18 protein-coding genes are annotated in these 22,714 nt (G+C 70.6%); 14 read left to right on the plus strand and 4 right to left on the minus strand.

Annotated elements, in window-relative coordinates:
* Positions 1 to 45: 45 nt before the first annotated feature.
* The 3 genes from ACQP2Y_RS04980 to guaA all read left to right on the plus strand — a co-directional run bounded on the left by ACQP2Y_RS04980 (position 46) and on the right by guaA (position 5,201).
* Positions 46 to 1,812, plus strand: a complete 1,767-nt coding sequence (locus tag ACQP2Y_RS04980) for a S8 family serine peptidase (protein WP_433724971.1) — start codon at positions 46 to 48, stop codon at positions 1,810 to 1,812.
* 111 nt (positions 1,813 to 1,923) lie between these two features.
* Positions 1,924 to 3,627 (plus strand): S8 family serine peptidase, encoded by a 1,704-nt coding sequence (locus tag ACQP2Y_RS04985; protein ID WP_433724973.1) that lies wholly within the window; start codon positions 1,924 to 1,926, stop codon positions 3,625 to 3,627.
* 20 nt (positions 3,628 to 3,647) lie between these two features.
* A complete protein-coding gene (gene guaA / locus ACQP2Y_RS04990) occupies positions 3,648 to 5,201 on the plus strand; it encodes a glutamine-hydrolyzing GMP synthase (protein WP_433724975.1) in 1,554 nt (517 codons plus the stop codon).
* 1 nt (position 5,202) lies between these two features.
* Here guaA and ACQP2Y_RS04995 read toward each other — a convergent pair whose 3' ends face one another.
* Complete coding sequence (locus tag ACQP2Y_RS04995; protein WP_433724977.1) at positions 5,203 to 5,478, minus strand: PspC domain-containing protein; 276 nt, start codon at positions 5,476 to 5,478, stop codon at positions 5,203 to 5,205.
* A 228-nt stretch (positions 5,479 to 5,706) separates the two neighbouring features.
* Between ACQP2Y_RS04995 and ACQP2Y_RS05000 the strand changes: the two genes are divergently transcribed.
* From ACQP2Y_RS05000 to ACQP2Y_RS05010, 3 genes are all read left to right on the plus strand, one after another.
* On the plus strand, positions 5,707 to 6,654 hold the full coding sequence (locus ACQP2Y_RS05000; RefSeq protein ID WP_433724979.1) for an NUDIX hydrolase: 948 nt from the start codon (positions 5,707 to 5,709) through the stop codon (positions 6,652 to 6,654).
* A 5-nt stretch (positions 6,655 to 6,659) separates the two neighbouring features.
* A complete protein-coding gene (locus ACQP2Y_RS05005; RefSeq protein ID WP_433724981.1) occupies positions 6,660 to 7,565 on the plus strand; it encodes an NUDIX domain-containing protein in 906 nt (301 codons plus the stop codon).
* Between the two features lie 257 nt (positions 7,566 to 7,822).
* Positions 7,823 to 8,797, plus strand: a complete 975-nt coding sequence (locus ACQP2Y_RS05010; protein ID WP_433724983.1) for a CDP-alcohol phosphatidyltransferase family protein — start codon at positions 7,823 to 7,825, stop codon at positions 8,795 to 8,797.
* A gap of 191 nt (positions 8,798 to 8,988) precedes the next feature.
* Here ACQP2Y_RS05010 and ACQP2Y_RS05015 read toward each other — a convergent pair whose 3' ends face one another.
* The 3 genes from ACQP2Y_RS05015 to ACQP2Y_RS05025 form a co-directional block, all read right to left on the minus strand.
* The gene (locus tag ACQP2Y_RS05015; RefSeq protein ID WP_433724985.1) at positions 8,989 to 10,233 is read right to left on the minus strand and encodes a phosphatidylserine decarboxylase; all 1,245 of its coding nucleotides are present in this window, start codon (positions 10,231 to 10,233) and stop codon (positions 8,989 to 8,991) included.
* 105 nt (positions 10,234 to 10,338) lie between these two features.
* On the minus strand, positions 10,339 to 11,040 hold the full coding sequence (locus ACQP2Y_RS05020; RefSeq protein ID WP_433724987.1) for a hypothetical protein: 702 nt from the start codon (positions 11,038 to 11,040) through the stop codon (positions 10,339 to 10,341).
* Positions 11,037 to 12,473 carry a PspC domain-containing protein gene (locus tag ACQP2Y_RS05025; RefSeq protein WP_433724989.1) on the minus strand — a complete coding sequence of 479 codons (1,437 nt, stop codon included), beginning with the start codon at positions 12,471 to 12,473 and terminating at the stop codon, positions 11,037 to 11,039. Before ACQP2Y_RS05025 ends, ACQP2Y_RS05020 begins: the two co-directional genes overlap by 4 nt.
* A gap of 487 nt (positions 12,474 to 12,960) precedes the next feature.
* On the opposite strand from ACQP2Y_RS05025, the gene ACQP2Y_RS05030 reads away from it, so the two are divergent.
* The 8 genes from ACQP2Y_RS05030 (at position 12,961) to ACQP2Y_RS05065 (ending at position 22,677) form a co-directional block, all read left to right on the plus strand.
* Complete coding sequence (locus tag ACQP2Y_RS05030; RefSeq protein ID WP_433731766.1) at positions 12,961 to 14,190, plus strand: ATP-binding protein; 1,230 nt, start codon at positions 12,961 to 12,963, stop codon at positions 14,188 to 14,190.
* On the plus strand, positions 14,187 to 14,852 hold the full coding sequence (locus tag ACQP2Y_RS05035; RefSeq protein ID WP_212986720.1) for a response regulator: 666 nt from the start codon (positions 14,187 to 14,189) through the stop codon (positions 14,850 to 14,852). Before ACQP2Y_RS05030 ends, ACQP2Y_RS05035 begins: the two co-directional genes overlap by 4 nt.
* Positions 14,853 to 14,866: 14 nt before the next feature.
* A complete protein-coding gene (locus ACQP2Y_RS05040; RefSeq protein ID WP_433724991.1) occupies positions 14,867 to 16,501 on the plus strand; it encodes a peptide ABC transporter substrate-binding protein in 1,635 nt (544 codons plus the stop codon).
* 446 nt (positions 16,502 to 16,947) lie between these two features.
* A complete protein-coding gene (locus tag ACQP2Y_RS05045; RefSeq protein WP_433724993.1) occupies positions 16,948 to 18,561 on the plus strand; it encodes a peptide ABC transporter substrate-binding protein in 1,614 nt (537 codons plus the stop codon).
* Between the two features lie 155 nt (positions 18,562 to 18,716).
* Positions 18,717 to 19,643: an ABC transporter permease gene (locus ACQP2Y_RS05050; protein ID WP_433724995.1), complete on the plus strand. Its 927-nt coding sequence runs from the start codon at positions 18,717 to 18,719 to the stop codon at positions 19,641 to 19,643.
* 7 nt (positions 19,644 to 19,650) lie between these two features.
* Positions 19,651 to 20,619, plus strand: a complete 969-nt coding sequence (locus ACQP2Y_RS05055) for an ABC transporter permease (protein ID WP_433731768.1) — start codon at positions 19,651 to 19,653, stop codon at positions 20,617 to 20,619.
* Between the two features lie 8 nt (positions 20,620 to 20,627).
* Positions 20,628 to 21,662, plus strand: a complete 1,035-nt coding sequence (locus ACQP2Y_RS05060; RefSeq protein WP_433724997.1) for an ABC transporter ATP-binding protein — start codon at positions 20,628 to 20,630, stop codon at positions 21,660 to 21,662.
* Positions 21,655 to 22,677, plus strand: a complete 1,023-nt coding sequence (locus ACQP2Y_RS05065; RefSeq protein ID WP_433724999.1) for an ABC transporter ATP-binding protein — start codon at positions 21,655 to 21,657, stop codon at positions 22,675 to 22,677. Before ACQP2Y_RS05060 ends, ACQP2Y_RS05065 begins: the two co-directional genes overlap by 8 nt.
* The last annotated feature ends 37 nt before the right edge of the window (positions 22,678 to 22,714 follow it).

Below are 22,714 nucleotides of genomic sequence, written 5' to 3' on the forward strand. Positions count from 1 at the left end.
CGCGATTGCCGAGGCGGCGGTCGGACACGGGGAGGCACGTCCTAGATGAAGCACGTCACACGGCGGATAACCGTCGGGGCGCTGTCGGCCGTGGTGGTCGGGACGATGGCCGGGGTCACCACCTGGGCCCTCGCCGCCGAGACCCCCGCCGAGCTGCCGGTGCGGTTGATCGTCGGCACCAAGCTGGGCGCGGACACCGCGGCTCCGCTGCGCACTGTTTCCACCATGGGCGTGCGGACCCTGGACACCGCCGGCCCGGCCCAGCAGGCGATGGCCAGCCTGCGCGCGCACACCCTGGAGGTGTCCGCGGCGCGCAGCGCGAAGGTCATCGCGGCCCTGCGCAGCGACCCGGCCGTGGCGTACGTCGAGGTCGACCGCGTGCGCAAGGTCTCCGACGTCACGCCGGACGACCCGATGTACACCGAGGGCCACCAGGGCGAGATCAACCAGGTGCGGCTGCCCGCGGCGTGGGAGACCACCACCGGGGACGCGGTCAAGATCGCCGTGCTGGACACCGGCGTGGCGAAGGTCGGCGACCTGACCGGCGCGGTCACCGGCGGCTGGAACTACGTCAGCAACAACAGCAACACCACCGACGACGCCGGCCACGGCACCACGGTCGCCTCGATCATCGCGGCCCGGGGCGACAACGGCGCGGGCATGGCCGGTGGCTGCTGGAGCTGCGTGATCCTGCCGGTCAAGGTGCTGGACCGTAACGGCAACGGCTACGACAGCGTCATCGCCAAGGGCATCGTGTACGCCGCCGACCAGGGCGCGAAGATCATCAACATGTCGCTCGGCGGCCCCGAGTACAGCAAGGCCCTCTCCGACGCGGTCGCGTACGCGAACCGCAAGGGCGTGCTGGTCGTCGCCGCGGCGGGCAACGCCGGCAACACCGCCAGCCGCAACACCAAGATGTACCCGGCCGCCCTGACCGACGTGGTGGCCGTCGGCGCCACGGCCAAGGGTTCCGACGCCCGCGCCAGTTTCTCCAGCTACAACAAGTCGGGCGACTCCTGGGTCGACATGGCCGCCCCGGGCGTCATCACCGGCATGGACCGCTACGGCGTCTACCACACCGACCAGTCGGGCACCTCCTTCGCGGCGCCGATGGTCGCCGGTGCGGCCGGCCTGATCAAGACGGTGCACCCGGCGTACACGGGCTGGTCGCTGCAGCTCTCGCTGCTCTCCTCGGCCCGGCCGATCGGCAGCTGGAACAAGTTCGGCATGCTCGACGCGGCCAAGGCCCTGACCATCGCCACCGACGTCACGCCGCCGGCGATCACGGGCATGGCCCCGCGGGCCGGCTCGCTCAACCGGGCCACGATCACGGTCACCCCGCACGGCGTCGCGGACGGTGGGTCGCGGATCAGCAAGGTCAACCTGTACGCGGACGGCGTCTACAAGGCCCAGAGCTTCACCGCGCCGTACACGCTGAAGTACAACAGTGCCGGGCGCAACGGCACGGTGAAGCTGCAGCTGCGGGTCTACGACAAGGCCGGCAACGAGACCCGGTACGACCGCTCGATCGTGGTGGACAACGGGCTGCCGGCGGTCAAGATCACCAGTGCGCCGAAGAACAAGGCGAAGGTCAAGGGCACGGTCCGGATCAAGGCCACCGCCTCCGACGCCAACGGGGTACGCCGGGTCGAGCTGCTGATCAACGGCAAGGTGAAGTCGCAGGACACCTCCTCGCCGTACGCGTTCTCGTTCACCGCCTCGAAGCAGCCGAACCCGATGAAGGTCCAGATCCGGGCGACCGACAACGCCGGCAACGTCAGGCTCGACACGGCCCGCACGTACACGCGCTGACCGTCCCTGATCGGAAGCCCTCGCCGGGCGCTCTCGGCGAGGGCTTCTCTGCTCCCGGAAAGCACCCGGACCGGTCCGACGGTTCGCTGCCTCGGCGCCGACCGTGGGGGCATGAATCTGCGCGCCTTGACCGTCGGTCTCCTGGTAGGTGGCATCGCCCTGGCGGGCGGTAGCCCGGCCGTGGCTGCGCCGGTGGACGACGAGGCGCCGGTCTCGCTGATCGTCGGTCTGCGCACCGACGCCGACGTGGTCGGCACCCTGGAGCGCAGCGTCGACGTGGTGGCCAGTGAGCCGCTGGCCGGCGCGGTCACCGTCGACGTCCCGGCCGACCAGGTGGGCGAGGCCGCTGACGCGTTGCGCGCCGACCCGGCCGTCGCCTACGTGGAACGCGACCAGGTCGCCCGGATCGCCGCGGTGCGCCCGGACGATCCCGCGTTCGGCTACCAGTGGGGCGTCAAGAAGACGCACGTCGACATCGCTTGGGAGACCACCCGGGGGTCCGCCGCGATCGTCGTCGCGGTCGTGGACACCGGCGTGAAGGTGCTGCCGGACCTCGCCGGCCGGGTGCTGCCCGGTCGCGACTTCGTCAACAACGACAGCAACGCCACCGACGACCAGGGGCACGGCACCATGACCGCGGGCGTGATCGCGGCCCGCGGTGACAACCGCACCGGGATCGCCGGGATCTGCTGGACCTGCCAGATCCTGCCGGTGAAGGTGCTCAACGCCAAGGGTTCCGGCTCGTACAGCGACATCGCGCAGGGTGTGCGCTGGTCGGCCGACCAGGGTGCCGACATCATCAACCTCTCGCTCAGCGGCACCGCCGACAGCCAGCTGCTGCGCGACGCGGTGGCGTACGCGACCGGCAAGGGCGCGCTGGTGATCGCCGCCGCGGGCAACGACGGCAAGTCGGCCCAGCACTACCCGGCCGCCATCCCGGCCGCGCTGGCCGTGGGCGCCTCCACCTCCACCGACAGCCGCTACTCCTGGTCCAACTACGGCAAGAGCTGGGTCGACATCGCGGCGCCGGGCTGCAACCCGGCGCAGGCGCGCGACGGTGTCGTCGGCAACTTCTGCGGTACGTCGTCAGCCACCCCGTTCGTCTCCGGTGTCGCGGCCCTGCTCGCCTCGACCTCGCCCACCCCGACCGCGGCGGTGATCCGGACGGCGCTGACCACCTCGGCCCACGGCATCGCCGGCACCTGGATCCCGAAGTCCTCCGGCCGGGTCGACGCGGCGGCCGCCCTGGCCTCGCTGCCGGTCACCGACGACTCGGTCCCGCCGGCCACGTCCTTCCTGACCCCCGGTGGCAACGCGCTGGTGCACGGGACGGTCACCGTGGCGGCGAAGGCGACCGACGACATCGGCATCGCCAAGGTGCAGCTGCTCGCCGACGGTGTCGTGGTGGGCACCGACCGGGTGGCGCCGTACAGCTTCTCGTGGAAGACCGGCGTGCGGCGCAAGGCCGTCACGCTCGGGCTGCGGGCGTACGACCGCGGCGGCAACGTGACCAGTGCCACCCGCCGGGTCACGGTCGACAACTGGGGTCCGTCGGTGCAGATCACCGGCGGCCCGGCCGGCGGCACCCGGCACGTGCGCAAGACCAAGTACGTGACCGCCACGGCCTCCGACAGCAACGGCGTGAGCCGGCTGGAACTGCTGGTCAACGGCAAGGTCATCCAGCGGTACGCGGGCAGCACCCACAAGTTCGCGGTGCAGACCTGGAAGCACGGCGCGGTCATGACCGTGCGGGTACGCGCCTACGACAAGGCCGGCAACGCGCGGTACGCCCCGGCCCGGAAGTGGTACCGCTGACGCCGGTAAACTCGCGCTCCATGAGCACACCCCGCCCGGTTCTCGTCGTCGATTTCGGTGCCCAGTACGCCCAGCTGATCGCCCGGCGGGTCCGTGAGGCGCGGGTCTACTCGGAGATCGTGCCGCACTCGATGCCGGTCGCCGAGATGCTGGCCAAGAACCCGGCGGCGATCATCCTGTCCGGCGGACCGTCCTCGGTGTACGAGCCGGGCGCCCCGGTGCTGGACGCCACCCTGTTCGACAACGACGTCCCGGTCTTCGGCATCTGCTACGGCTTCCAGGCCATGGCCCAGGCGCTGGGCGGCACGGTCGCGCACACCGGCTCGCGCGAGTACGGCCGTACCCTGCTCACTCCGGACTCCGCGGCCGGCACTCTGCTCCGCGAGCTCCCCACCGGCCTGCCGGTCTGGATGTCGCACGGCGACTCGGTGACCGAGGCCCCGGCGGGCTTCGCGGTCACCGCCTCCTCGGCTGGCGCCCCGGTGGCGGCCTTCGAGAACCTGGTCTCCAAGCGGGCCGGTGTGCAGTTCCACCCCGAGGTGGCGCACACCGAGCAGGGCCAGGAAATGCTCCAGCGTTTCCTGTACGACATCGCCGGCCTCGAGCCGACCTGGACCTCGTCCAACATCATCGAGGACCAGGTCGCCGCGATCCGCGCGCAGGTCGGCGACAAGCAGGTCATCTGCGGGCTGTCCGGCGGCGTCGACTCGGCGGTGGCCGCGGCGCTGGTGCACAAGGCGATCGGGGACCAGCTCACCTGCATCTTCGTCGACCACGGCCTGCTGCGCGCCGGCGAGGCCGAGCAGGTCGAGAAGGACTACGTGGCGGCGACGGGCATCCGGCTCAAGGTGGTGGAGGCGGCCGACCAGTTCCTCGGTCACCTGGCGGGCGTCACCGACCCGGAGCAGAAGCGCAAGATCATCGGCCGGGAGTTCATCCGGACGTTCGAGGCGGCCGCCCGCGAGCTCGACGCCGAACGGCACATCGAGTTCCTGGTCCAGGGCACCCTCTACCCGGACGTGGTGGAGTCCGGCGGCGGCACCGGCACTGCCAACATCAAGTCCCACCACAACGTCGGTGGCCTGCCCGACGATCTCCAGTTCGCGCTGATCGAGCCGCTGCGCACGCTGTTCAAGGACGAGGTACGCGCGCTCGGCGCCGAGCTGGGCCTGCCCGAGGAGATGGTGCAGCGGCACCCGTTCCCGGGGCCCGGCCTGGCGATCCGGATCATCGGCGCGGTCGACCGGCACCGCCTCGACGTGCTGCGCGCGGCCGACCTGATCGCCCGCGAGGAGCTGACCGCGGCCGGCCTGGACCGCGACGTGTGGCAGTTCCCGGTGGTGCTGCTGGCCGACGTGCGCAGCGTGGGCGTGCAGGGCGACGGGCGCACCTACGGGCACCCGGTGGTGCTGCGCCCGGTCTCCAGCGAGGACGCCATGACGGCGGACTGGTCCCGCCTGCCCTACGAGGTGATCGCCAAGATCTCCACCCGCATCACCAACGAGGTGCCGGAGGTCAACCGGGTCGTCCTGGACGTCACCAGCAAGCCCCCGGGCACCATCGAGTGGGAGTGAGTCACGGCGCGGTCGGCGGCTGACCCCAGGTGGGGTCGGCCGGGTCGCGCCACGCCGGCGCGGCCGGTGCGGGCTCCTCGGGCATCAGGAACCAGGCGATCGGGTACGCCAGCAGCGCCGTGCCCCAGGTGAGGGCGGCGAGCACGACGAAGCCGACCCGGATCAGCACCGGGTCGACGGCCAGGTAACGGCCGAGGCCGCTGCAGACGCCCGCCACGATGCGGTCGTCGAGCGGGCGGCGGAGCTGCTTGTAAGGGGCGACAGTCGGTGTAGTCATGCTCCAAGAGTGGGCCTGCGGGGTCCCTCGCCGCCTCGGTGACTGCCCCGATACCGACCCTGATTCGGGTCCCCGGGATGGGTGATTCGGGGGCATTGCTGGCTGTTACTGCCCGCCTGCGCTCCGTGCGGAGAACCGCCCTGATCAGCGATTACTGTGGGCTATCGTCCTGTCAGGAATCCGACAGTTGTTGCTCGGAGGTAACATAAACCGGGCAAGATGCCGCCCGTGACCCCCGCACTGGAGCCGCTCCGCAGGATCGCGGCATACGCCGTCGCGTCCGATCCCGAAGGCCGCGTCCTACTCGTCCGCGCCTCGACCCGTTCGGGCACCCCCGGCGTCTGGTCCCTGCCCGGCGGTGCCGTCGACCACGGCGAGGACCCCAACCACACTGTCGTGCGGGAGACCGCCGCGGAGACGGGCCTGTCCGTCGCCGTGAGCGGCCTGCGCGACGTGCTCGCCGACATGCGGTCGCTGCCGCACCGCGGCGTCACCATCCACACCGACCGCCTGATCTACGAGGTGACCGTCCGCGGCGGCAACCTCTACGACCGCGTCGGCCAGCCCACCGACCTCGCCCGCTGGCACACCCTGGCCGAGGCCGAGAAGTTGCGCCTGCGGCCCTTCACAGCCGCCGCCCTGGGGCTGTCCGCCGCGTCGGCCGACCTGCGGCCCGAGGAGGTGCCGGACTTCCCGTCCTTCTACGCCGTCGCCGGCCCGGACGGGCTGCACCGCGCGCAGCGCTTCGCGGCGTACGCGATCGCCACCGACCCGCACGACCGGCTGCTGCTCACCCGGATCGCCCCCGGCTATCCGGGCGCCGGCTGCTGGCACCTGCCCGGCGGCGGCACCGACTACGGCGAGCAGCCGGGCACCGCGCTCATCCGCGAGCTGGTCGAGGAGACCGGCCAGGAGGGCCGCCTGATCGAGCTGCTCGGGGTGGCGAGCCACCGCGACGCGGCCTCGCTGGGGCCCGAGGGCTACCCGATCGACTGGCACGGCGTGCGCGCCTTCTACCGGGTCTTCGTCGACGCGCCCACGGAGGTCATCGTCGCAGACATCGGCGGATCCACCTCCGAGGCCTGCTGGATGGCCCTCAAGGAGGTCGCCCAGCTGCCGGCGGACCAGCTGACCGAGGTGACGGCCGAGGCACTGCGGGCGGCGCGGCTAGCCTGAGGGGTGTGAAGGTCAGACGAATCGGCGCGTACGGCCTGTGCCGCGACGCCGCCGGCCGGGTCCTGCTCGCCCGCAACTCCCACCTGTCGGCGTTCCCCGGGCTGTGGACCCTGCCCGGCGGCGGCGTCGAGCAGGGAGAACACCCCGACGACACGGTCGTCCGGGAGTTCGCCGAGGAGACGGGCCTGACCGTACGCGTGACGAGCCTCCGATCCGTGACCGCCGACGTGTTCCGGCTGCCGATGACAGATACGTGGGAACACACCGACCGGATCATCTACGACGTGGAGCCGGTCGGCGGCAGCCTGCGCAACGAGGCCGAGGGCACCACCGAAGTGGTCGACTGGGTCGATCCGGCCGGCCTGCCGCTGATGCCGTTCACCGCGGTGGTGCTCGGGCGGGCGGGGACCCCTTCCGACGTACCGGATGATCCGGACGAAGCGGTCGCCCGGACGCCCGGCAAGGGTCAGCGTTTCGGCGCGTACGGGCTGGTCACCGACCCGGCGGGACGCATCCTGCTGACCCGGATCGCCGAGGGCTACCCGGGCGCGGGGCTCTGGCACCTGCCCGGCGGCGGCACCGACCACGGTGAACTGCCGGAGGCCGCCCTGGCCCGGGAAATTCTGGAGGAGACCGGACAACACGGACGGGTGACCGGGCTGCTGGGCGCCTCGCACCGCTACGACCCGGCCGCGCTCGGCCCGGAAGGGGTGCCGGTCGACTGGCACGTCGTCCGGGTCCTGTTCCGGGTGCAGGTGGACGAGCCGACGGAACCGGAGGTCGTCGAGGCCGCGGGCGGCTCCACCGCCGAGGCCGGCTGGTTCGATCCGGGCACGCTGCGTGATCTACCCCTGACGGAGGTCACCCGGGAGATGGTCGCCCGGCTCGCCGCCGAAACGGCTCATCGGTGATCGCTCTGGTGAGCCTCGGTTAGACTCGTCACAGGGCCAGGCAGTGAACGTGCCTCCCTCGCCCGTCGGAGGATGAAAACTCCAGAGGACGTCGTTGCACAAGGCGGTCGATGAGGTCTGCGAGGTCTATCGCCAAGACCGCTCGGCTATGCGATTGTGTAACCCGCCCAAATGACTGTCCGTAGACGTACGGGCGAAGGGCAGCACCCCGTGACGGCTCATGCCGGCGGGCACCCGACCCCAAGATGGAGGAGCACGTGCCGAGAACCCCTTGGCGCCGGCGTCGTACGACGGATAGTCCCCGTCCCGCCGGACGTCGTTGGGCAGGCCGGCTGCGCCGTGGCGGAACGCTCGCCCGGCAGGCCCTGTTGGTGCGCGTGGGGCGCAGGTCCGGCGACGCCGGGCGAGCCGCCACCGCCACCCGGGCCGAGGTGATCTACACCGGCACTGAGCTCGTCCCGTCCCCGTACGGCCGCGGTCGCACGGTCGCCACCTCCGGCAGCCACGGCCCCGCGGTCATGGCCCAGCCGGTCGTGGTCGAGGCCGACTCCGCCTCCCTGCTGCCCGGCGCGCACACCCTGCGCCGCCGGATCAGCTTCGCGCTCGTCAACGCGTGCACCCTGGCCAGCCTTGGTCTGGGCCTGCTGGCGATCTTCCTGGCCATGCAGGGCGACCCCCGCATCGCGGCGGCCTGCCTGGTGGCCTGCGTCGGCTTCGACGGGCTCGACGGCGCCCTGGCCCGCCGGCTGGGCGTCTCCAGCCCGTTCGGCGCGCAGATGGACTCGCTGGCCGACATGTGCTCGTTCGGCCTCGCCGCGCCGGTCGTGGTCTACGCCGCGCTGTCGCACACCGTGCCCACCGCCTTCGCGGCCGTCGCCTGCATGCTGGTGGCCGGGTGCGCCGCGATCCGGCTGGCCCGCTTCAACGTCTCGCCCAAGGACGGCAAGTTCTTCTCCGGCGTGCCGACCACCCTGGTGGCGGCGGTGCTGGCGCTGACCGTGCTGATCGAGCTGCCGCTGCCGGGCATCGCGGTGCTGGGCGGCGTGGCGCTGCTGGCCTTCGCGATGGTCTCCAGCTTCCCGTACGCGAAGCTGGCCCGGCTCGTGAAGCTGCCGCCGTGGCTGTGGCTGCTGCCGATCGTGGGCGCGCTGGTGGACCCGCGACTGACGTTCGTGCTGCTCGTGGGGGCGTACGTGCTCAGCGGCCCGCTGATGTGGATGCGCTCTCGGTAGCTGGCCTCGCCTCCGGCTCGGCGGGATTTGCGCCCCTCGAGGTCGTTGGGGAGGCCCCCGAAAATGACCACGGCAAAGGACGCCTAGTCATTTTCGGCGTCCTCCCCAACGACGGGCGCAATCCGACTCGGGTTGCGGTTACTACGCAAAAGGGCCGGCCCGTGCGGGCCGGCCCTTTTTGCGTCGGATCACTACTTCCAGCGGGCGATGACCGAGCTCGCGCCGATGACCTTGTCACCCACGGCGACGACCGCCTCGGCGCGGTCCGCCGGCAGGTAGACGTCCGTGCGGGAACCGAAACGGATCAGGCCCATCCGCTCACCCTTGGCCACCAGGGTGCCGACCGGGGTGCGCTGCACGATCCGCCGGGCGATCAGGCCGGTGCGCTGGGCCACCACGACGGTGCCGTGGTCGGTGTCCAGCACCGTGTACGCCGCCACGTTGTGCTCGGCGGCCGCGGTCATTGCGTTCGCATAGCCACCGTCGATCACGAAGTAGTCCGTCACCCGGCCGGCCACCGGCACCCGGTTGACGTGCACGTCCAGCACCGACAGGAACACGGCGATGCGCAGGAACTCGCCCGTGCCCAGGCGCTCGTCGGTGAGCCGCTCCACGGAGAGCACCCGGCCGTCACTGGCCGCCACGACGGCGTTCGCCTCGGTGGGCACATCGCGCTCGGGGTCCCGGAAGAACGCCGCGACCGGAGCCGCCGCCAGCGCCGGGAGCAGCCACAACTTCGACTTCGGCCGCAGCGTACGGGCCAGCCCGGCCAGGCCCAGCGCGATGCCGGCGGCCGCGACCCCGTTGGAGTCGATGTGCATGGACCGGGTGACCGGCACGCTCGACGGCCGGTACGCCGGCGCCAGCGTCGCGGCCACCTTGGTGTCGGCCTGGCTGAAGCGCAGCTTGTGCACGCGCAGCGGCGGCTGGTTGCGGGACACCAGGTCGGTGCCGACCCCGAACAGGGCGCTCTGGCGGAAAAGCTCGGCGGCGGCGCCTCCGGTGCGCCCCGGGACCGCCGGGGTCGCCACGGAGACCACAGCGCCCTCGGTGAGGTACTTGGACAGGCTCTCCAGGACCGCCCGGGCCTCCTCGGCGGTGCCGGTGAGCGGCTCGCCCAGGATGACCACGTCGGCCGGGTCGGCCTCGGCCAGGGAGTCGACGATCCGGACCCGGTCGGCGATCCAGCTGCCCAGCCCGGTGATGTGGTCCCGCAGCAGCTCAGCGGTGCTGCGCTCGCCGGCGACCAGGGTCAGGGTGTCGCCGGGCAGCAACGCCTCGACGGCGGCGGCGACCACGGTCGAGGCGTGATCGGCCCCGATGACCAGGGCGGTCGTGGCGGCGTTGTGACGGGCGAACTCGGCGGTGAGGGCGCGCGCGGCACGCGGCCCGACACCGGTCACGGGTGCGGTGGACACGGCGGGAAACGGCGTCATGGCGGTGCGGGCTCCTCGCGCTGTCGGGATTTCCTCTGCTCGGAGAGCATATTGCGCCGGTCGCGGGCCCCACCCGTTGGTGTGACCCGCGACCGGCGCGCCGCGTCAGCCCCGCCGGGGCGCGCCGTCCTGATCCTCGTCCGGGCCGTCGCCGGGCTGCACCTCGCGGCCCGTCTCCTGGTCCAGATCAACCCGGGTGACCTCGGTCGTCGGCTCGTCCCCGGCACCGGCGGCACTGCCGGCGGGCGGAAGCGGAGCCGTCGGCTCCTCGCTGGCCACGGTCGGCTCATCCCCGGCCGGACCCGCACTTCCGGGCACCGGCGGCGCGGAAGCAGGCTCGGCGGGCGGTGCCGACGCGGAGGCCGCGGGCGGTGCGAAGGTGGGCGCCGCGGGCGGCGCGGATGAAGGCGCCGCGGACGTCGGGGCCGCAGGCGGTGCCGAGGCCGGGCGGGTGCCCGTCGCCGGGTCCGGGACTGGGTGCTTCAAGTACGCCGGGTGCAGGTCGACCCGGTCCGCCGGGTTGTCCAGCAGTTCCCGGACGATGTCCGCGTGCAGCTCCGGCGGCAGGTCGCCCGGCGTCTCCACCTGGGCCTCGGCCTGCACCGGGGCGGGCACCTCGGTGCGCCGGCCGGAGCGGATCGCGCCGAGCAGCCCGATCGCGCCGAACATGATCAGGGCGCCGGCCACCAGCCAGCCCGCAGCGGGCAGCCGGACGGTCACGACCTGCGCGATCGCCCACCAGGCCGCGACGAGCAGGAAGAGCAGCCCGAAACTCAGCGAGATGCCGTCGGTACGGTGCGGCCTCATCGGGCCACCTCCAGGTCACCGGTGTTCAGTTCGATGGTCAGGTGCAGCGTGCCGCCGCCGGCGCCGTCCGACCCCAGGTCGGTGACCTCCTGCGAGCCGAGTTCCTTGCCGTCCCATTCGCGGCCGAAGATCCGGGCCCGGCCGCCGTCCATCCGCACCGTGGTGGTGGTGTCGACGTTGTCCGGCAGCAGGATCTTCATCTGGCCGACCTTCATCGCGACGGTGGTGGCCTGGTCCTTGCCGGTGAAGTCGACGGCGCGCAGGTCCAGGGTCGCCGTACCGATGGTGAAGTCGTAGCGGTCCGCGACCGCGGTGATGGTCTTGGGCCGGTAGGAGCTGTTGCCGAGCTCGCCGCCCCAGGTCTCGGCGCCGCTGGAGACGGCCAGGCCGAGGCAGGACAGCAGGGCGAGGGCGATGAGACCGCGGGCCCGGCCGAACCAAGCGCCGACGACCAGGCCCAGCCCGATCGTGGTCAGCGCGGCGGCGAAGTAGGCCGAGACGGAGACGTCGACGCCGGAGAGGTCGATCAGGGCCAGCACGCCCATGACCACCACGATCATGAAGAACGTGATCCGGCCGAGCTTGGAACGCTCGCGGCGCTGCTTCGGCGGACGCGGGGGCCGCGGCGGGGCCGGCGGGGTCACCCGGTGGTGGCTGCCCTGGGCCCACGGCCCATGCGGGGCGAACGGCGGGCGGTAGCCACCGGGCGGCGGCCCGAACTCGGGCGGCCGGGGCGGCGCGTAGGCGGTGCTCGGTGGCACGTAAGCCCCCTGGGTGTAGTTGGGCGGGGTGGGCGGCGGCGGCGCGCTCATCGGTTCGCGGGCCGGTGCGGCCGCGGCCGGGAACGGGGTCGTGCGGGGCTCGTCCGGAGCGGCCGGAGCCGGCGGAGGCGTGGGTACGGGCGGCGTGGCCGCGGCAGGCGTGGCCGGGGGAAACGGGGCGGGACCAGCCGCCGTGGCAGCAGACCAGGGTTCCGGCGTGGGGGCGGCTCCGGGCGCCGGGGCGGTGGCGTTCACCCGGTTGTTGCGCCTGAGCAGCAGCCCGCCGCAGACCAGCACCGCCGCCGCCAGCAGCGTGGCGCGGAAGCCGTCGCGGACGATGAACGCGAAGGTCAGCGCGGCCGCCCCGCCCAGGAGCACGATCGAAATCGGGGCGGTGGCCGAGCGGCCGCGGCCCAGCAGGGACTCGATCGGGGAGGCGGTGTCGCCCTCGGCCGGGATCAGCAGCCAGCCGACCAGGTAGATCAGCACGCCGACGCCGCCGAAGAAGCCCAGCACGGCCAGCAGCACCCGCCAGAGCACCGGGTCGGTGTTGGTGGCGTTGGCGATCGCACCGGAGACGCCGGCGACGTAGCGGCCGCGGGTGGGCCGGATCAGCTTCTCCCGAGCGAATGTGGGCCCGCTGTCGGGCGCACCGAACCACGGCGGCGGCATCGCACCGGGCGGCGGCGTCCCACCGGGCGGAGGCGTAGCTCCGGGAGGCGGGACAGCTCCGGGAGGCGGGACAGCTCCGGGAGGCGGAACGGAGTCGGAGGGAGGCGGGGGAGGGTCGGCCGCCGGCGGGGCGCCCGGTGCCGGAGGCTCGTAGGCCGGTGGCAGGTCGGACGCGGCCGCAGCGGGAGCCGGCGCCGGAGGCGGGACAGCCGAAGGTGCCGGAGCGTCCTGCGACGACCCGGCAGCTTCGCGGGACTGGGCAGCTTCGTCGGTCATGGCTTCGATACTGGCGGTCCGGCGACCCGAACCGCCTCAGGCGGCGACCCTGACGCCACCCTGAGATCCGGGGGTCCCGGTGATGGGGGAGTTTCCCCGTGGCCCGCGACCCCCCGGCCGTGTGACGATCGAACAGGCCGCAGCGCACGCCGCGCCCTGAGCTGGAGGAGGAGCGATCACCGCCACCGCAGTACCCCCGACACCGCGCCGGCTGTACCGGCCGCGCGACCACCGGGTCATCGCCGGTGTCGCGTCCGGTCTGGCGCGCCATCTGGGCATCCCGGTGACCGCGGTCCGCATCGCCCTGGTCGTCCTGCTCAGCTTCAACGGCCTCGGCCTGCTGCTCTACGCGGTCTTCTGGGCGGTCCTGCCGCAGCAGCTGCCCACCGGGGCCGGCCGCACCCGCCGCGACCTCGCGCTGCTGCTCCCGTTCGGCGCGATCGGTCTGGGCGTCATCCTGCTGCAGGGCCTGCTCTTCGGGGACAACGGCGTGGCCGGTACGGCGGGCTGGCTCATCGCGGTCACCGCGGTCGGCGCGGGCGTGATCTGGCACCAGTCCGATCCGACCCGCCGTGGCCAGTGGGCCGACGCGACGCCGCAGGCACCGTGGCTCGCCGCCGTGGTCGCCGAGAGCGACCGCCGCTCGTTCATCTTCCGCTTCATCGGCGGCGGGGTCCTGGTCGCGACCGGCGTGATCGGCATCCTCGCCGTGTACGCCCCGGCCGGCAACCTCAGCGCGGTCTTCAACGGGGTGATCTTCGCGCTGGTCGGCCTGCTGGGGGTCGGCGTGGTGGTCGCCCCGCTGCTCTGGCGCACGTTCAGCCAGCTCCGCTCCGAGCGCGAGGGCCGCATCCGGGAGCAGGAGCGTGCCGAGGTCGCGGCCATGATCCACGACCAGGTGCTGCACACCCTGGCGCTGATCCAGCGCAACTCCGCGGACATCAAGGAGGTGCAGCGGCTGGCCCGGGGCCAGGAGCGCAGCCTGCGCAACTGGCTGTACAAGCCGAGCGCCTCACCCACCGAGCGGTTCGCCGCGGCGCTCGAGCAGGCGGCTGCCGAGGTGGAGGACACGTACGCGATCTCGGTCGAGACCGTGGTGGTCGGTGACACCCAGTGCGACGAGTCGGTTGCCGCGCTGGTCGCCGCCGCGCGTGAGGCCCTGGTCAACGCGGCCCGGCACGCCGGCGTGGAGACCGTCTCGCTCTACGCGGAGGTGGAGGCCGAGGAGCTGAGCGTGTTCGTCCGCGACCGCGGCGCCGGCTTCGAGTTGACGGCGGTGGAGGATACGAGACACGGGGTACGCGGTTCCATCATCGGGCGGATGCGGCGGCACGGCGGCAAGGCCGAGATCCGCAGCGCGCCCGGGGACGGCACCGAGGTACGCCTGACGCTGCCGGTTTCCCGGGAGAGCGTCACCGCCGGAAAGGAGACAGCACGATGACCGAGCCTGTAGCCGAGGAGAACCGGCGGCTGACCGTTTTCCTCGTGGACGACCACGCCATGTTCCGCGCCGGCGTCCGCGCCGAGCTCGGTGCCCACGTCGAGGTGGTGGGCGAGGCGAGCACGGTGGCCGAGGCAGTGGCCCGGATCGCCGCGACGACTCCGGACGTGGTGCTGCTCGACGTGCACATGCCCGACGGCGGGGGCCGGGCGGTGCTGGACGCCATGCGGCGTACCCATCCGCAGGTGAAGTTTCTCGCCCTGTCGGTCTCCGACGCGGCCGAGGACGTGATCGGCCTGATCCGGGCCGGCGCCCGCGGGTACGTGACCAAGACGATCTCGCCCGACGAACTGGCCGCGGCGATCCGGCGGGTGGCCGACGGCGACGCGGTGTTCAGCCCGCGGCTGGCCGGCTTCGTGCTGGACGCGTTCGCGTCGCGCCCGGACGTCCCGGTGGCCGATCCCGAGCTCGATCAGCTGACCAACCGCGAGCGCGAGGTGCTGCGGCTGCTGGCGCGCGGGTACGCCTACAAAGAGATCGCCAAGGAGCTGTACATCTCCATCAAGACTGTGGAAACTCACGTGTCGAACGTTCTGCGCAAGCTGCAGATGTCGAACCGGTACGAGTTGTCACGCTGGGCGGCTGACCGCCGGCTCGTCTGAAGGAGTTCCGCACCATGGTCCGCAAGGCCCCACGGCTGGTGGCGGCTGCGGCAGTCGCCCTCGTCCTGTCGGCGTACGGCTGCACGGACCATGGCCCGGACGAGGACGTGCCCGACCGGACGGTGGTCATCGGCATTTCCGAGCCGGGGCATCTGATCCCGAGCAACACCGTGGACGTGAGCGGCAAGCAGGTGCTGTCCGCGCTGTTCCAGCCGCTGGTCACCTTCGACGCGCGCAGCAATCCGGTCCCGGCCGCCGCGCAGTCGGTCAAGGCTGACCCGACGGCCCGGATCTGGACCGTCAAGCTGAAGCCGGGGCTCACTTTCAGCAACGGCGAGCCGGTCACCGCGGACAGCTATCTCGACGCCTGGAACTACGGCGCGTACGGCCCGAACCACCAGAGCGCGACCTCCTACTACGACCGCATCGACGGGTACGCGGATCTGCAGGTGCGCGACCCGGACGGCGACTCGGGCCCGCAGCAGGCCGCGGATCCGCAGGCGAAGACCTTGCGGGGCCTGAAGAAGGTCGGTGACACCTCTTTCACCGTGACCCTGTCGGCGCCGTTCGCGGGCTTCGCCGCCCTGCTGAACGACGTGGCTTTCTATCCGTTGCCCAAGGCTGCTTTCTCCGCGCCGGGGGTCATCGCCGGCGCTTTCGAGAACGCGGTCGTCGGTAACGGGCCTTTCAAGATGAAGGGCGGATGGGAGCGCGGCAGCCGGATCCTGATGGAGAAGGCGTCCGGTTTCCCCGGGCCCGCTCCCAAAGTGGACGGCCTGCTGTGGAAGATCTATGACGACGCCGGTGACGAGTACGCCGATCTGGTCGACGGTGACATCGACGTGCAGACCCGCATTCCGCTCGAGCTGATCGACAAGGCCACCGATGACCTCGGCGGACGCCTGCAGAAGAGTCCGAACTCCACCTTCACGTTCCTCGGCTTCCCGATCTTCCAGCCGGACTTCGCCGAGCCGGAGGTGCGCCGGGCGCTCTCCCTGGCGATCAACCGCCAGGCGATGGTCGACGAGGTGTTCCACGGGACCGAGACCGCCGCGACCGCGTTCGTGTCGCCGGTGGTTCCCGGCTACCGGGCCGACTCCTGCGCGGAGTACTGCCGGTACGACCCCGCGCGGGCCAAGGAGATGTACCGGGCGGCCGGCGGTCCCGCCGCCATCACGGTCTCGTACAGCCGGGACAGCGGCCCGCGGAGCTGGGTCGACGTCCTGTGCCGGCAGATCACCGCGTCGCTGGGCATCAAGTGCACCGGAGCCGGGGAGGACGACCTCGCCGTGCTGCTGGGCCGGGTCGAGAAGCGGCAGCCCGTCGGCCTGATCCGGCTGAGCTGGACGATGGACTACCCGCTGCTGGAGAGCTACCTCTCCCCGCTGTACGCGACCAACGGCTCGTCGAATCTCTACGGCTACAGCAACCCGGCCTTCGACAGCCTGCTGGGTGAGGGCTCCAAAGCGCCGAGGCAGGCGCAGGCGGTCAAGAAGTGGCAGGAGGCGGAAGACCTCCTGGCTCAGGACATGCCTGTCATCCCCCTGCGTTTCGGGCAGAACCTCTTCGGGCACTCCGAGCGGGTCAGGAACGTGTCGATCGACTCCGCGCAGCGCATCGATGTGCTGGGTGTCGAGCTCGTCGGCTGAAGCTGTCCGGCCGCGCCGCGGTGCCCGCGGTGAACGGTGGCGAACCGCCCGGTTTGTGCTGGATCATTTGTGCGGTAATCGCCTCTGCGCTGCGCATTTGCACATATCCTGGGCCCGTATCGGATTGATAACACGTCTTTCGGTGCTGGGCCGGCAGGTGTCAGAGTTGCTTCGGCCTCACGCGCCTGTGGTGAGCCGCCGGGAGCTCAAGTAGAACGCTGTCGACGGCGGTGCATTGTGCGCGTGCTCCGGGGCTGTCGTCGTTCGGCCGTCGTGGTTGACAGGCGATGTATCGAGGTGTCAGAAGTTCCGACTTCCTGCCGCACCAGATCGGCGACCGCCGATCGGGGGCTGCGAGCAGGCGGGTGATCCAGACGTGATCACCAGATATGCACAAGAGGAGGCCCCCAACCATGAGAGTCTCGAAGCGGGCGAGGCTGGTCGCTATGACCGCGGCCGTTGCGCTCGTGGCGGCCGGATGCAGCGGTGGCGACGACAGCGACACCGACAATGCCGGCGGCGATACAGCGAACGGTGCCATCACCATTGACGGCACCCAGCCAGAGGTCGGCCTGATCCCGGCCAGCACCACCGAAACCGGTGGCGGCAAGATCATCGACTTCATGTGGACCGGTCTGGTCAGCTACCCCAACGACGGCAGCGCCCCGGTCAACGCCGTGGCCCAGTCGATCAAGACGACCGACTCCAAGGTCTACAACATCACCCTGAAGCAGGGCACCAAGTTCCACGACGGCACCGAGGTCAAGGCGAAGAACTTCGTCGACGCCTGGAACTGGGCGGCGTACTCGCCCAACGGTGCGCAGAACTCCAGCTTCTTCAGCGACATCGCGGGCTTCACGGACGTCAACACGGCCGACCCGGATGACGACGGCCCGAAGAAGGCGCCGGAGCCCAAGGCCAAGACCATGTCCGGCCTGAAGGTTGTCGACGACTACAACTTCACCGTCACGCTGGCCACGCCCTTCTCGATCTTCCCGACGAAGCTCGGCTACAGCGCGTTCATGCCGCTGCCCGACGCCTTCTTCACCCAGAAGCCCGAGGAGTTCGGCAAGAAGCCGATCGGCAACGGCCCGGTGAAGTTCGTCTCCTGGACCGACAACGTCGAGATCAAGCTGACCCGGTTCGACGACTACACGCTCGACGACAAGGTCAAGATCAAGGACGTCACGGTCAAGATGTACCAGGAGGACACGGCCGCGTACGCCGACCTCCAGTCGGGCAACCTCGACTTCCAGCAGCAGATCCCGGTCTCGGCGCTCGCCGGCGACAAGTGGAAGTCCGACCTCGGTGACCGCGCGCTCAACGTGCCCACGCCGACCACCGGCATCATCGCCTTCCCGCTGTACGACAAGCGCTTCCAGAACCCTGACCTGCGCCGGGCGGTCTCCAAGGCGATCAACCGCCAGGAGATCACCGAGAAGATCTTCTTCAACTCCCGGACCCCCGCGGACAGCTGGGCCAACCCGCTGACCCCGGGCAACCAGGCCGGCAACTGCACCGCGTGCAAGTTCGACCCCGAGGGCGCCAAGGCCGACCTGGCCAAGGCCGGCGGCTTCACCGGCGAGATGGTGCTCTACTACAACGCGGACGCCAGCCACAAGGAGTGGATGGAGGCCGTCGCGCAGAGCATCAAGAACGTGCTGGGCATCAATGTCCGCGCCGAGGGCATCCCGACCTTCGCCGTCTTCCGCCAGGGCATCAACGCCAAGCAGATGAAGGGCCCGTACCGCGCCGGTTGGCAGCAGGACTACCCGGACGTCGAGAACTGGATCGGTCCGCTGTACGTGACCGGCGGCTCGTCGAACGACGGTAGCTACAGCAACCCGAAGGTGGACGCGCTCTACAAGGAGGGCACCTCGGCGGCCGACGTCGAAGCGGCGCACGCCAAGTTCGCGGAGGCGGTGAAGCTGATCGACCAGGACGTGCCGACCATGCCGATCTACTTCTCGAACCAGCAGTCGGGCACCTCCGACAAGGTCAAGAACGTCAACACCAGCAACGTCGGCGAGATCGACCTCTCCTCGGTCGAGATGGCATAGGCGTAGCTTTCCAGTCTCAGGTCCGGCTCCGCACTCAGGGAGCCGGACCTGAGTCGGTCTGTGAGAGGCGTCACGGCGCCTGCTGGTACACACTGGGCAACACGAGCGCCCACATCCGCACGGGGCGCCACAAGCGCCCGTCTCTGGGAGGACCTATGGGCCGTTACGTCGTCAGACGGCTACTACAGCTTGTTCCCGTTTTCCTCGGAACCACCTTTCTCATCTACTGGCTCGTCTGGTCCGTCCCCGGCGATCCCTTCGCGGGCAAGTGCGGCGACCGTCCCTGCCCTGCGAACTACATCCAGGTCATGACGGAGAAGTTCAACCTCGACAAGCCCCTGTACGTGCAGTACTTCACGTACATGAAGAACCTGCTCCAGGGTGACTTCGGTTCGACGTTCGGCGGTCGCTCGATCAACGACCTCATCGCCGCGGCGTACCCGAACACCATCAAGCTGGCCATGGTCGCCCTGGCGGTGGAGGCGATCATCGGCCTCACCGCCGGTGTGCTGACCGGTCTCCGGCGCAACGGCTTCCTGGACAACCTGGTCCTGGTCTCCACGCTGTTCCTCATCGCGCTGCCGACGTTCGTCACCGGCTTCGTGCTGCAGTACCTGTTCGGCGTCCAGTGGGGCCTCATCAAGCCCACGGTCTCCAACCCGCCGTCGTTCACCGAGCTGCTCATCCCCGGCTTCGTGCTGGGCAGCGTGTCGATGGCGTACATCGCGCGCCTGGCCCGCACGAGCATCGCGGAGAACCGCAGTGCCGACTACGTGCGTACCGCCATCGCGAAGGGCCTGCCGATGCGGCGGGTGGTCGGGGTGCACCTGCTGCGCAACTCGTTGATCCCGGTCGTCACGTATCTCGGCACCGACCTCGGTGCCCTGATGGGTGGCGCCATCGTCACCGAGGGCATCTTCGGTATCAACGGAATCGGCCGGGAAGTCTACCGGGCCATCGTGACCAAGGAAGGCGCTACGGTGGTCTCCATCGTCGTCATCCTGGTGCTCGTCTACCTGGTGATGAACCTGCTGGTCGACATGCTGTACGCCCTCCTGGACCCGAGGATCCGCTATGAGTGATCCGACCATGAGCTCGATGGTCACCACGCCACGAGCCGAGCAACCCACCGCGCCGGGGGCCACCGCCCCCACGAACGCGGGACTCCCTGAGAACCAGCGGGCCGACAAGCCCCGCGGCCTTCTCGGTGACGCCTGGCGCGACCTGCGCCGCAAGCCGCTGTTCTGGATCTCCGCGTTCTTCATCGCGCTCTTCCTGGTGATGGCGGCCTTCCCGTCGCTGTTCACCTCGGCCGATCCGAGCTACGGCACGCTGTCCCGCAGCCGCGTCGGCCCGTCCGCCGACGCCTGGTTCGGCTACGACGTGCAGGGCCAGGACGTGTATGCCCGGGTCATCTACGGCGCCCGCGCGTCGATCCTCGTGGCGGTGCTCTCGACCCTCGGCACCGTGCTGATCGGCGGCCTGGTCGGTGTGATCGCCGGCTTCCGCGGCGGCTGGTTCGACACGATCCTGTCCCGGGTCGCCGACATCTTCTTCGGTCTGCCGTTCGTGCTCGGCGCGATCGTCATCCTGTTCACGTTCAACCCGCCGGGGGCCAATCGCGGCGAGTTCGAGATCATCATGCTGGTGGTCGTGTCGCTGGTCCTGCTGAGCTGGCCGGTGTCGATGCGGATCATGCGGTCCTCGGTGCTGGCCACCAAGGAGGCGGACTACATCGTGGCGGCCCGGGCCCTGGGCGCCAGCAACCTGCGGATCGTTTTCAAGCACCTGATCCCGAACTGCCTGGCCCCGCTCCTGGTCTACTCCACGATCCTGGTGGGTTCCTTCATCGGTGCGGAGGCGACGCTGTCGTTCCTCGGCGTGGGTCTGCAGTCGCCGGTGGTGTCCTGGGGCGTCATGATCAACGAGTCCCAGAACTACATCCGCGTCTCGCTGTATCTGCTGCTGTTCCCCGCCGCCTTCCTCGTGACCGCCGTGCTCAGCTTCGTGATGCTGGGCGAGGCTGTGCGCGAGGCCCTCGACCCGAAAATGCGGTAGGAGCCACCGTGTCCGAAGTTGTCATCACCGATCCCGAGTTCTCGACGACCGGCCGTCCCAGCGGCCGGCTGCTCGAGGTCGAGGATCTGCACGTCGAGTTCCGCACCCGCGACGGCATCGCCAAAGCCATCAACGGCGTCTCGTTCCACGTCGACGCCGGCGAGACGCTGGCCGTGCTGGGCGAGTCGGGTTCCGGCAAGAGCGTGACCGCCCAGACCATCATGGGCATCCTGGACCAGCCGCCGGGGCACGTCTCCGGCGGTCAGATCCGCTTCCACGGCAAGGACATGCTGAGCATGTCGGAGGAGGGCCGGCGCAAGATCCGCGGCCATGGCATCGCCATGGTGTTCCAGGACGCGCTGTCGGCTCTCAATCCGGTCTTCACCGTGGGCTTCCAGATCGGCGAGCAGTTCCGCATCCGCAAGGGGCTGAGCCGCGCCGAGGCCAAGAAGCGGTCGATCGAGCTGCTGGACCAGGTCAAGATCCCCAACGCGAAGCAGCGGGTCACCGAGTTCCCGCACCAGTTCTCCGGTGGCATGCGCCAGCGCGTCATGATCGCGATGTCGCTGGCCCTCGACCCCGAGGTGCTCATCGCCGACGAGCCGACCACCGCGCTGGACGTGACCGTGCAGGCCCAGATCATGGACCTGCTGGCCGACCTGCAGCGTGAGCGGCAGATGGGGCTCATCCTGATCACCCACGACCTGGGCGTCGTGGCCGACGTGGCCGACCGCATCGCGGTCATGTACGCCGGCCGCATCGTCGAGGAAGCCAACGTGCACGACCTGTACGCGCGGCCGGGGCACCCGTACACCGTGGGCCTGCTCAACTCGATCCCCCGGATCGACGAGAAGGGCCAGGAGCTCCGCACCATCAAGGGGCTGCCGCCGAACCTGATGCGGATCCCGCCGGGCTGTCCGTTCCACCCCCGCTGCCCCAAGGCGCAGCCCATCTGCGTCGAGAAGGTGCCCCCGCTGCGCGTGGTGGCACCGGCGCGGGGCAGTGCCTGCCACTTCGCCGAGGAGGTTCTGCGCGGTGAGTGAGACCATTCTCGAGGCCAAGAACGTCGTCAAGCACTATCCGGTCACCCGGGGCGTGGTCTTCCGCAAGACCATCGGCCAGGTCCAGGCCGTGGACGGCGTGTCGTTCAGCCTCAAGCAGGGCGAGACGCTGGGCATCGTGGGCGAGTCGGGCTGCGGCAAGTCGACGCTCGCCCGGGTGCTGATGAATCTCGAACGGCCCACCGCGGGCTCGGTCGAGTACCGCGGTCGGGACATGTTCTCGATGGGCGGCGGCGAGATGCGCAAGCTGCGGCGGCAGATCCAGCTCGTCATGCAGGACCCGTACACCTCGCTCAACCCCCGGATGACGGTCGGTGACCTGATCGGGGAGCCGTTCGAGATCCACACCGATGTCGCGCCCAAGGGCAGTCGTCGCAAGAAGGTGCAGGAGCTGCTGGAGGTGGTCGGGCTCAACCCCGAGCACATCAACCGTTACCCGCACCAGTTCTCCGGTGGTCAGCGCCAGCGCATCGGCATCGCCCGGGCGCTCGCCCTGCGGCCGGAGATCATCGTCTGCGACGAGCCGGTCAGCGCGCTGGACGTGTCGATCCAGGCCCAGGTGATGAACCTGCTGGACAGCCTCCAGAAGGAGCTGGGCCTGGCGTACATCTTCATCGCTCACGACCTGTCGGTGGTGCGGCACCTGTCCGACCGTGTCGCGGTGATGTACCTCGGCAAGATCGTCGAGATCGGCACCGAGGACGAGATCTACGAGCGGCCGACGCACCCGTACACGCAGGCGCTGCTGTCGGCAGTGCCGGTGCCGGACCCGAACAGCCGCAGCACGAAGGCGATCATCCGGCTCACCGGCGACGTGCCGAGCCCGGCGAATCCGCCGTCGGGATGCCGGTTCCGCACGCGGTGCTGGAAGGCGCAGGACATCTGTGCCGAGCAGGTTCCGGCGCTGGTGGAGCGGCCGGGCACGGATCACCCGAGTGCCTGCCACTTCGCCGAGGAGCGCGAGATCGTGGTGACCCACGAGGCCGGGACGCTCTGACCCGGCTCAACTGATCCGCGCCGCCGTGGTCCTCTGC

The organism is Actinoplanes sp. CA-051413 (assembly GCF_050955795.1).
Taxonomy (GTDB): domain Bacteria; phylum Actinomycetota; class Actinomycetes; order Mycobacteriales; family Micromonosporaceae; genus Actinoplanes.

Bases quoted from the DNA above. Each gene is read 5' to 3' on its own strand.
- ACQP2Y_RS04980 (WP_433724971.1), top strand. From the start codon at position 46: ATGAAGCACGTCACACGGCGGATAACCGTCGGGGCGCTGTCGGCCGTG.
- ACQP2Y_RS04985 (WP_433724973.1), top strand. From the start codon at position 1,924: ATGAATCTGCGCGCCTTGACCGTCGGTCTCCTGGTAGGTGGCATCGCC.
- guaA (WP_433724975.1), top strand. From the start codon at position 3,648: ATGAGCACACCCCGCCCGGTTCTCGTCGTCGATTTCGGTGCCCAGTAC.
- ACQP2Y_RS04995 (WP_433724977.1), bottom strand. From the start codon at position 5,478: ATGACTACACCGACTGTCGCCCCTTACAAGCAGCTCCGCCGCCCGCTC.
- ACQP2Y_RS05015 (WP_433724985.1), bottom strand. From the start codon at position 10,233: ATGACGCCGTTTCCCGCCGTGTCCACCGCACCCGTGACCGGTGTCGGG.
- ACQP2Y_RS05020 (WP_433724987.1), bottom strand. From the start codon at position 11,040: ATGAGGCCGCACCGTACCGACGGCATCTCGCTGAGTTTCGGGCTGCTC.
- ACQP2Y_RS05025 (WP_433724989.1), bottom strand. From the start codon at position 12,473: ATGCCGCCGCCGTGGTTCGGTGCGCCCGACAGCGGGCCCACATTCGCT.
- ACQP2Y_RS05035 (WP_212986720.1), top strand. From the start codon at position 14,187: ATGACCGAGCCTGTAGCCGAGGAGAACCGGCGGCTGACCGTTTTCCTC.
- ACQP2Y_RS05040 (WP_433724991.1), top strand. From the start codon at position 14,867: ATGGTCCGCAAGGCCCCACGGCTGGTGGCGGCTGCGGCAGTCGCCCTC.
- ACQP2Y_RS05045 (WP_433724993.1), top strand. From the start codon at position 16,948: ATGACCGCGGCCGTTGCGCTCGTGGCGGCCGGATGCAGCGGTGGCGAC.
- ACQP2Y_RS05050 (WP_433724995.1), top strand. From the start codon at position 18,717: ATGGGCCGTTACGTCGTCAGACGGCTACTACAGCTTGTTCCCGTTTTC.
- ACQP2Y_RS05055 (WP_433731768.1), top strand. From the start codon at position 19,651: ATGAGCTCGATGGTCACCACGCCACGAGCCGAGCAACCCACCGCGCCG.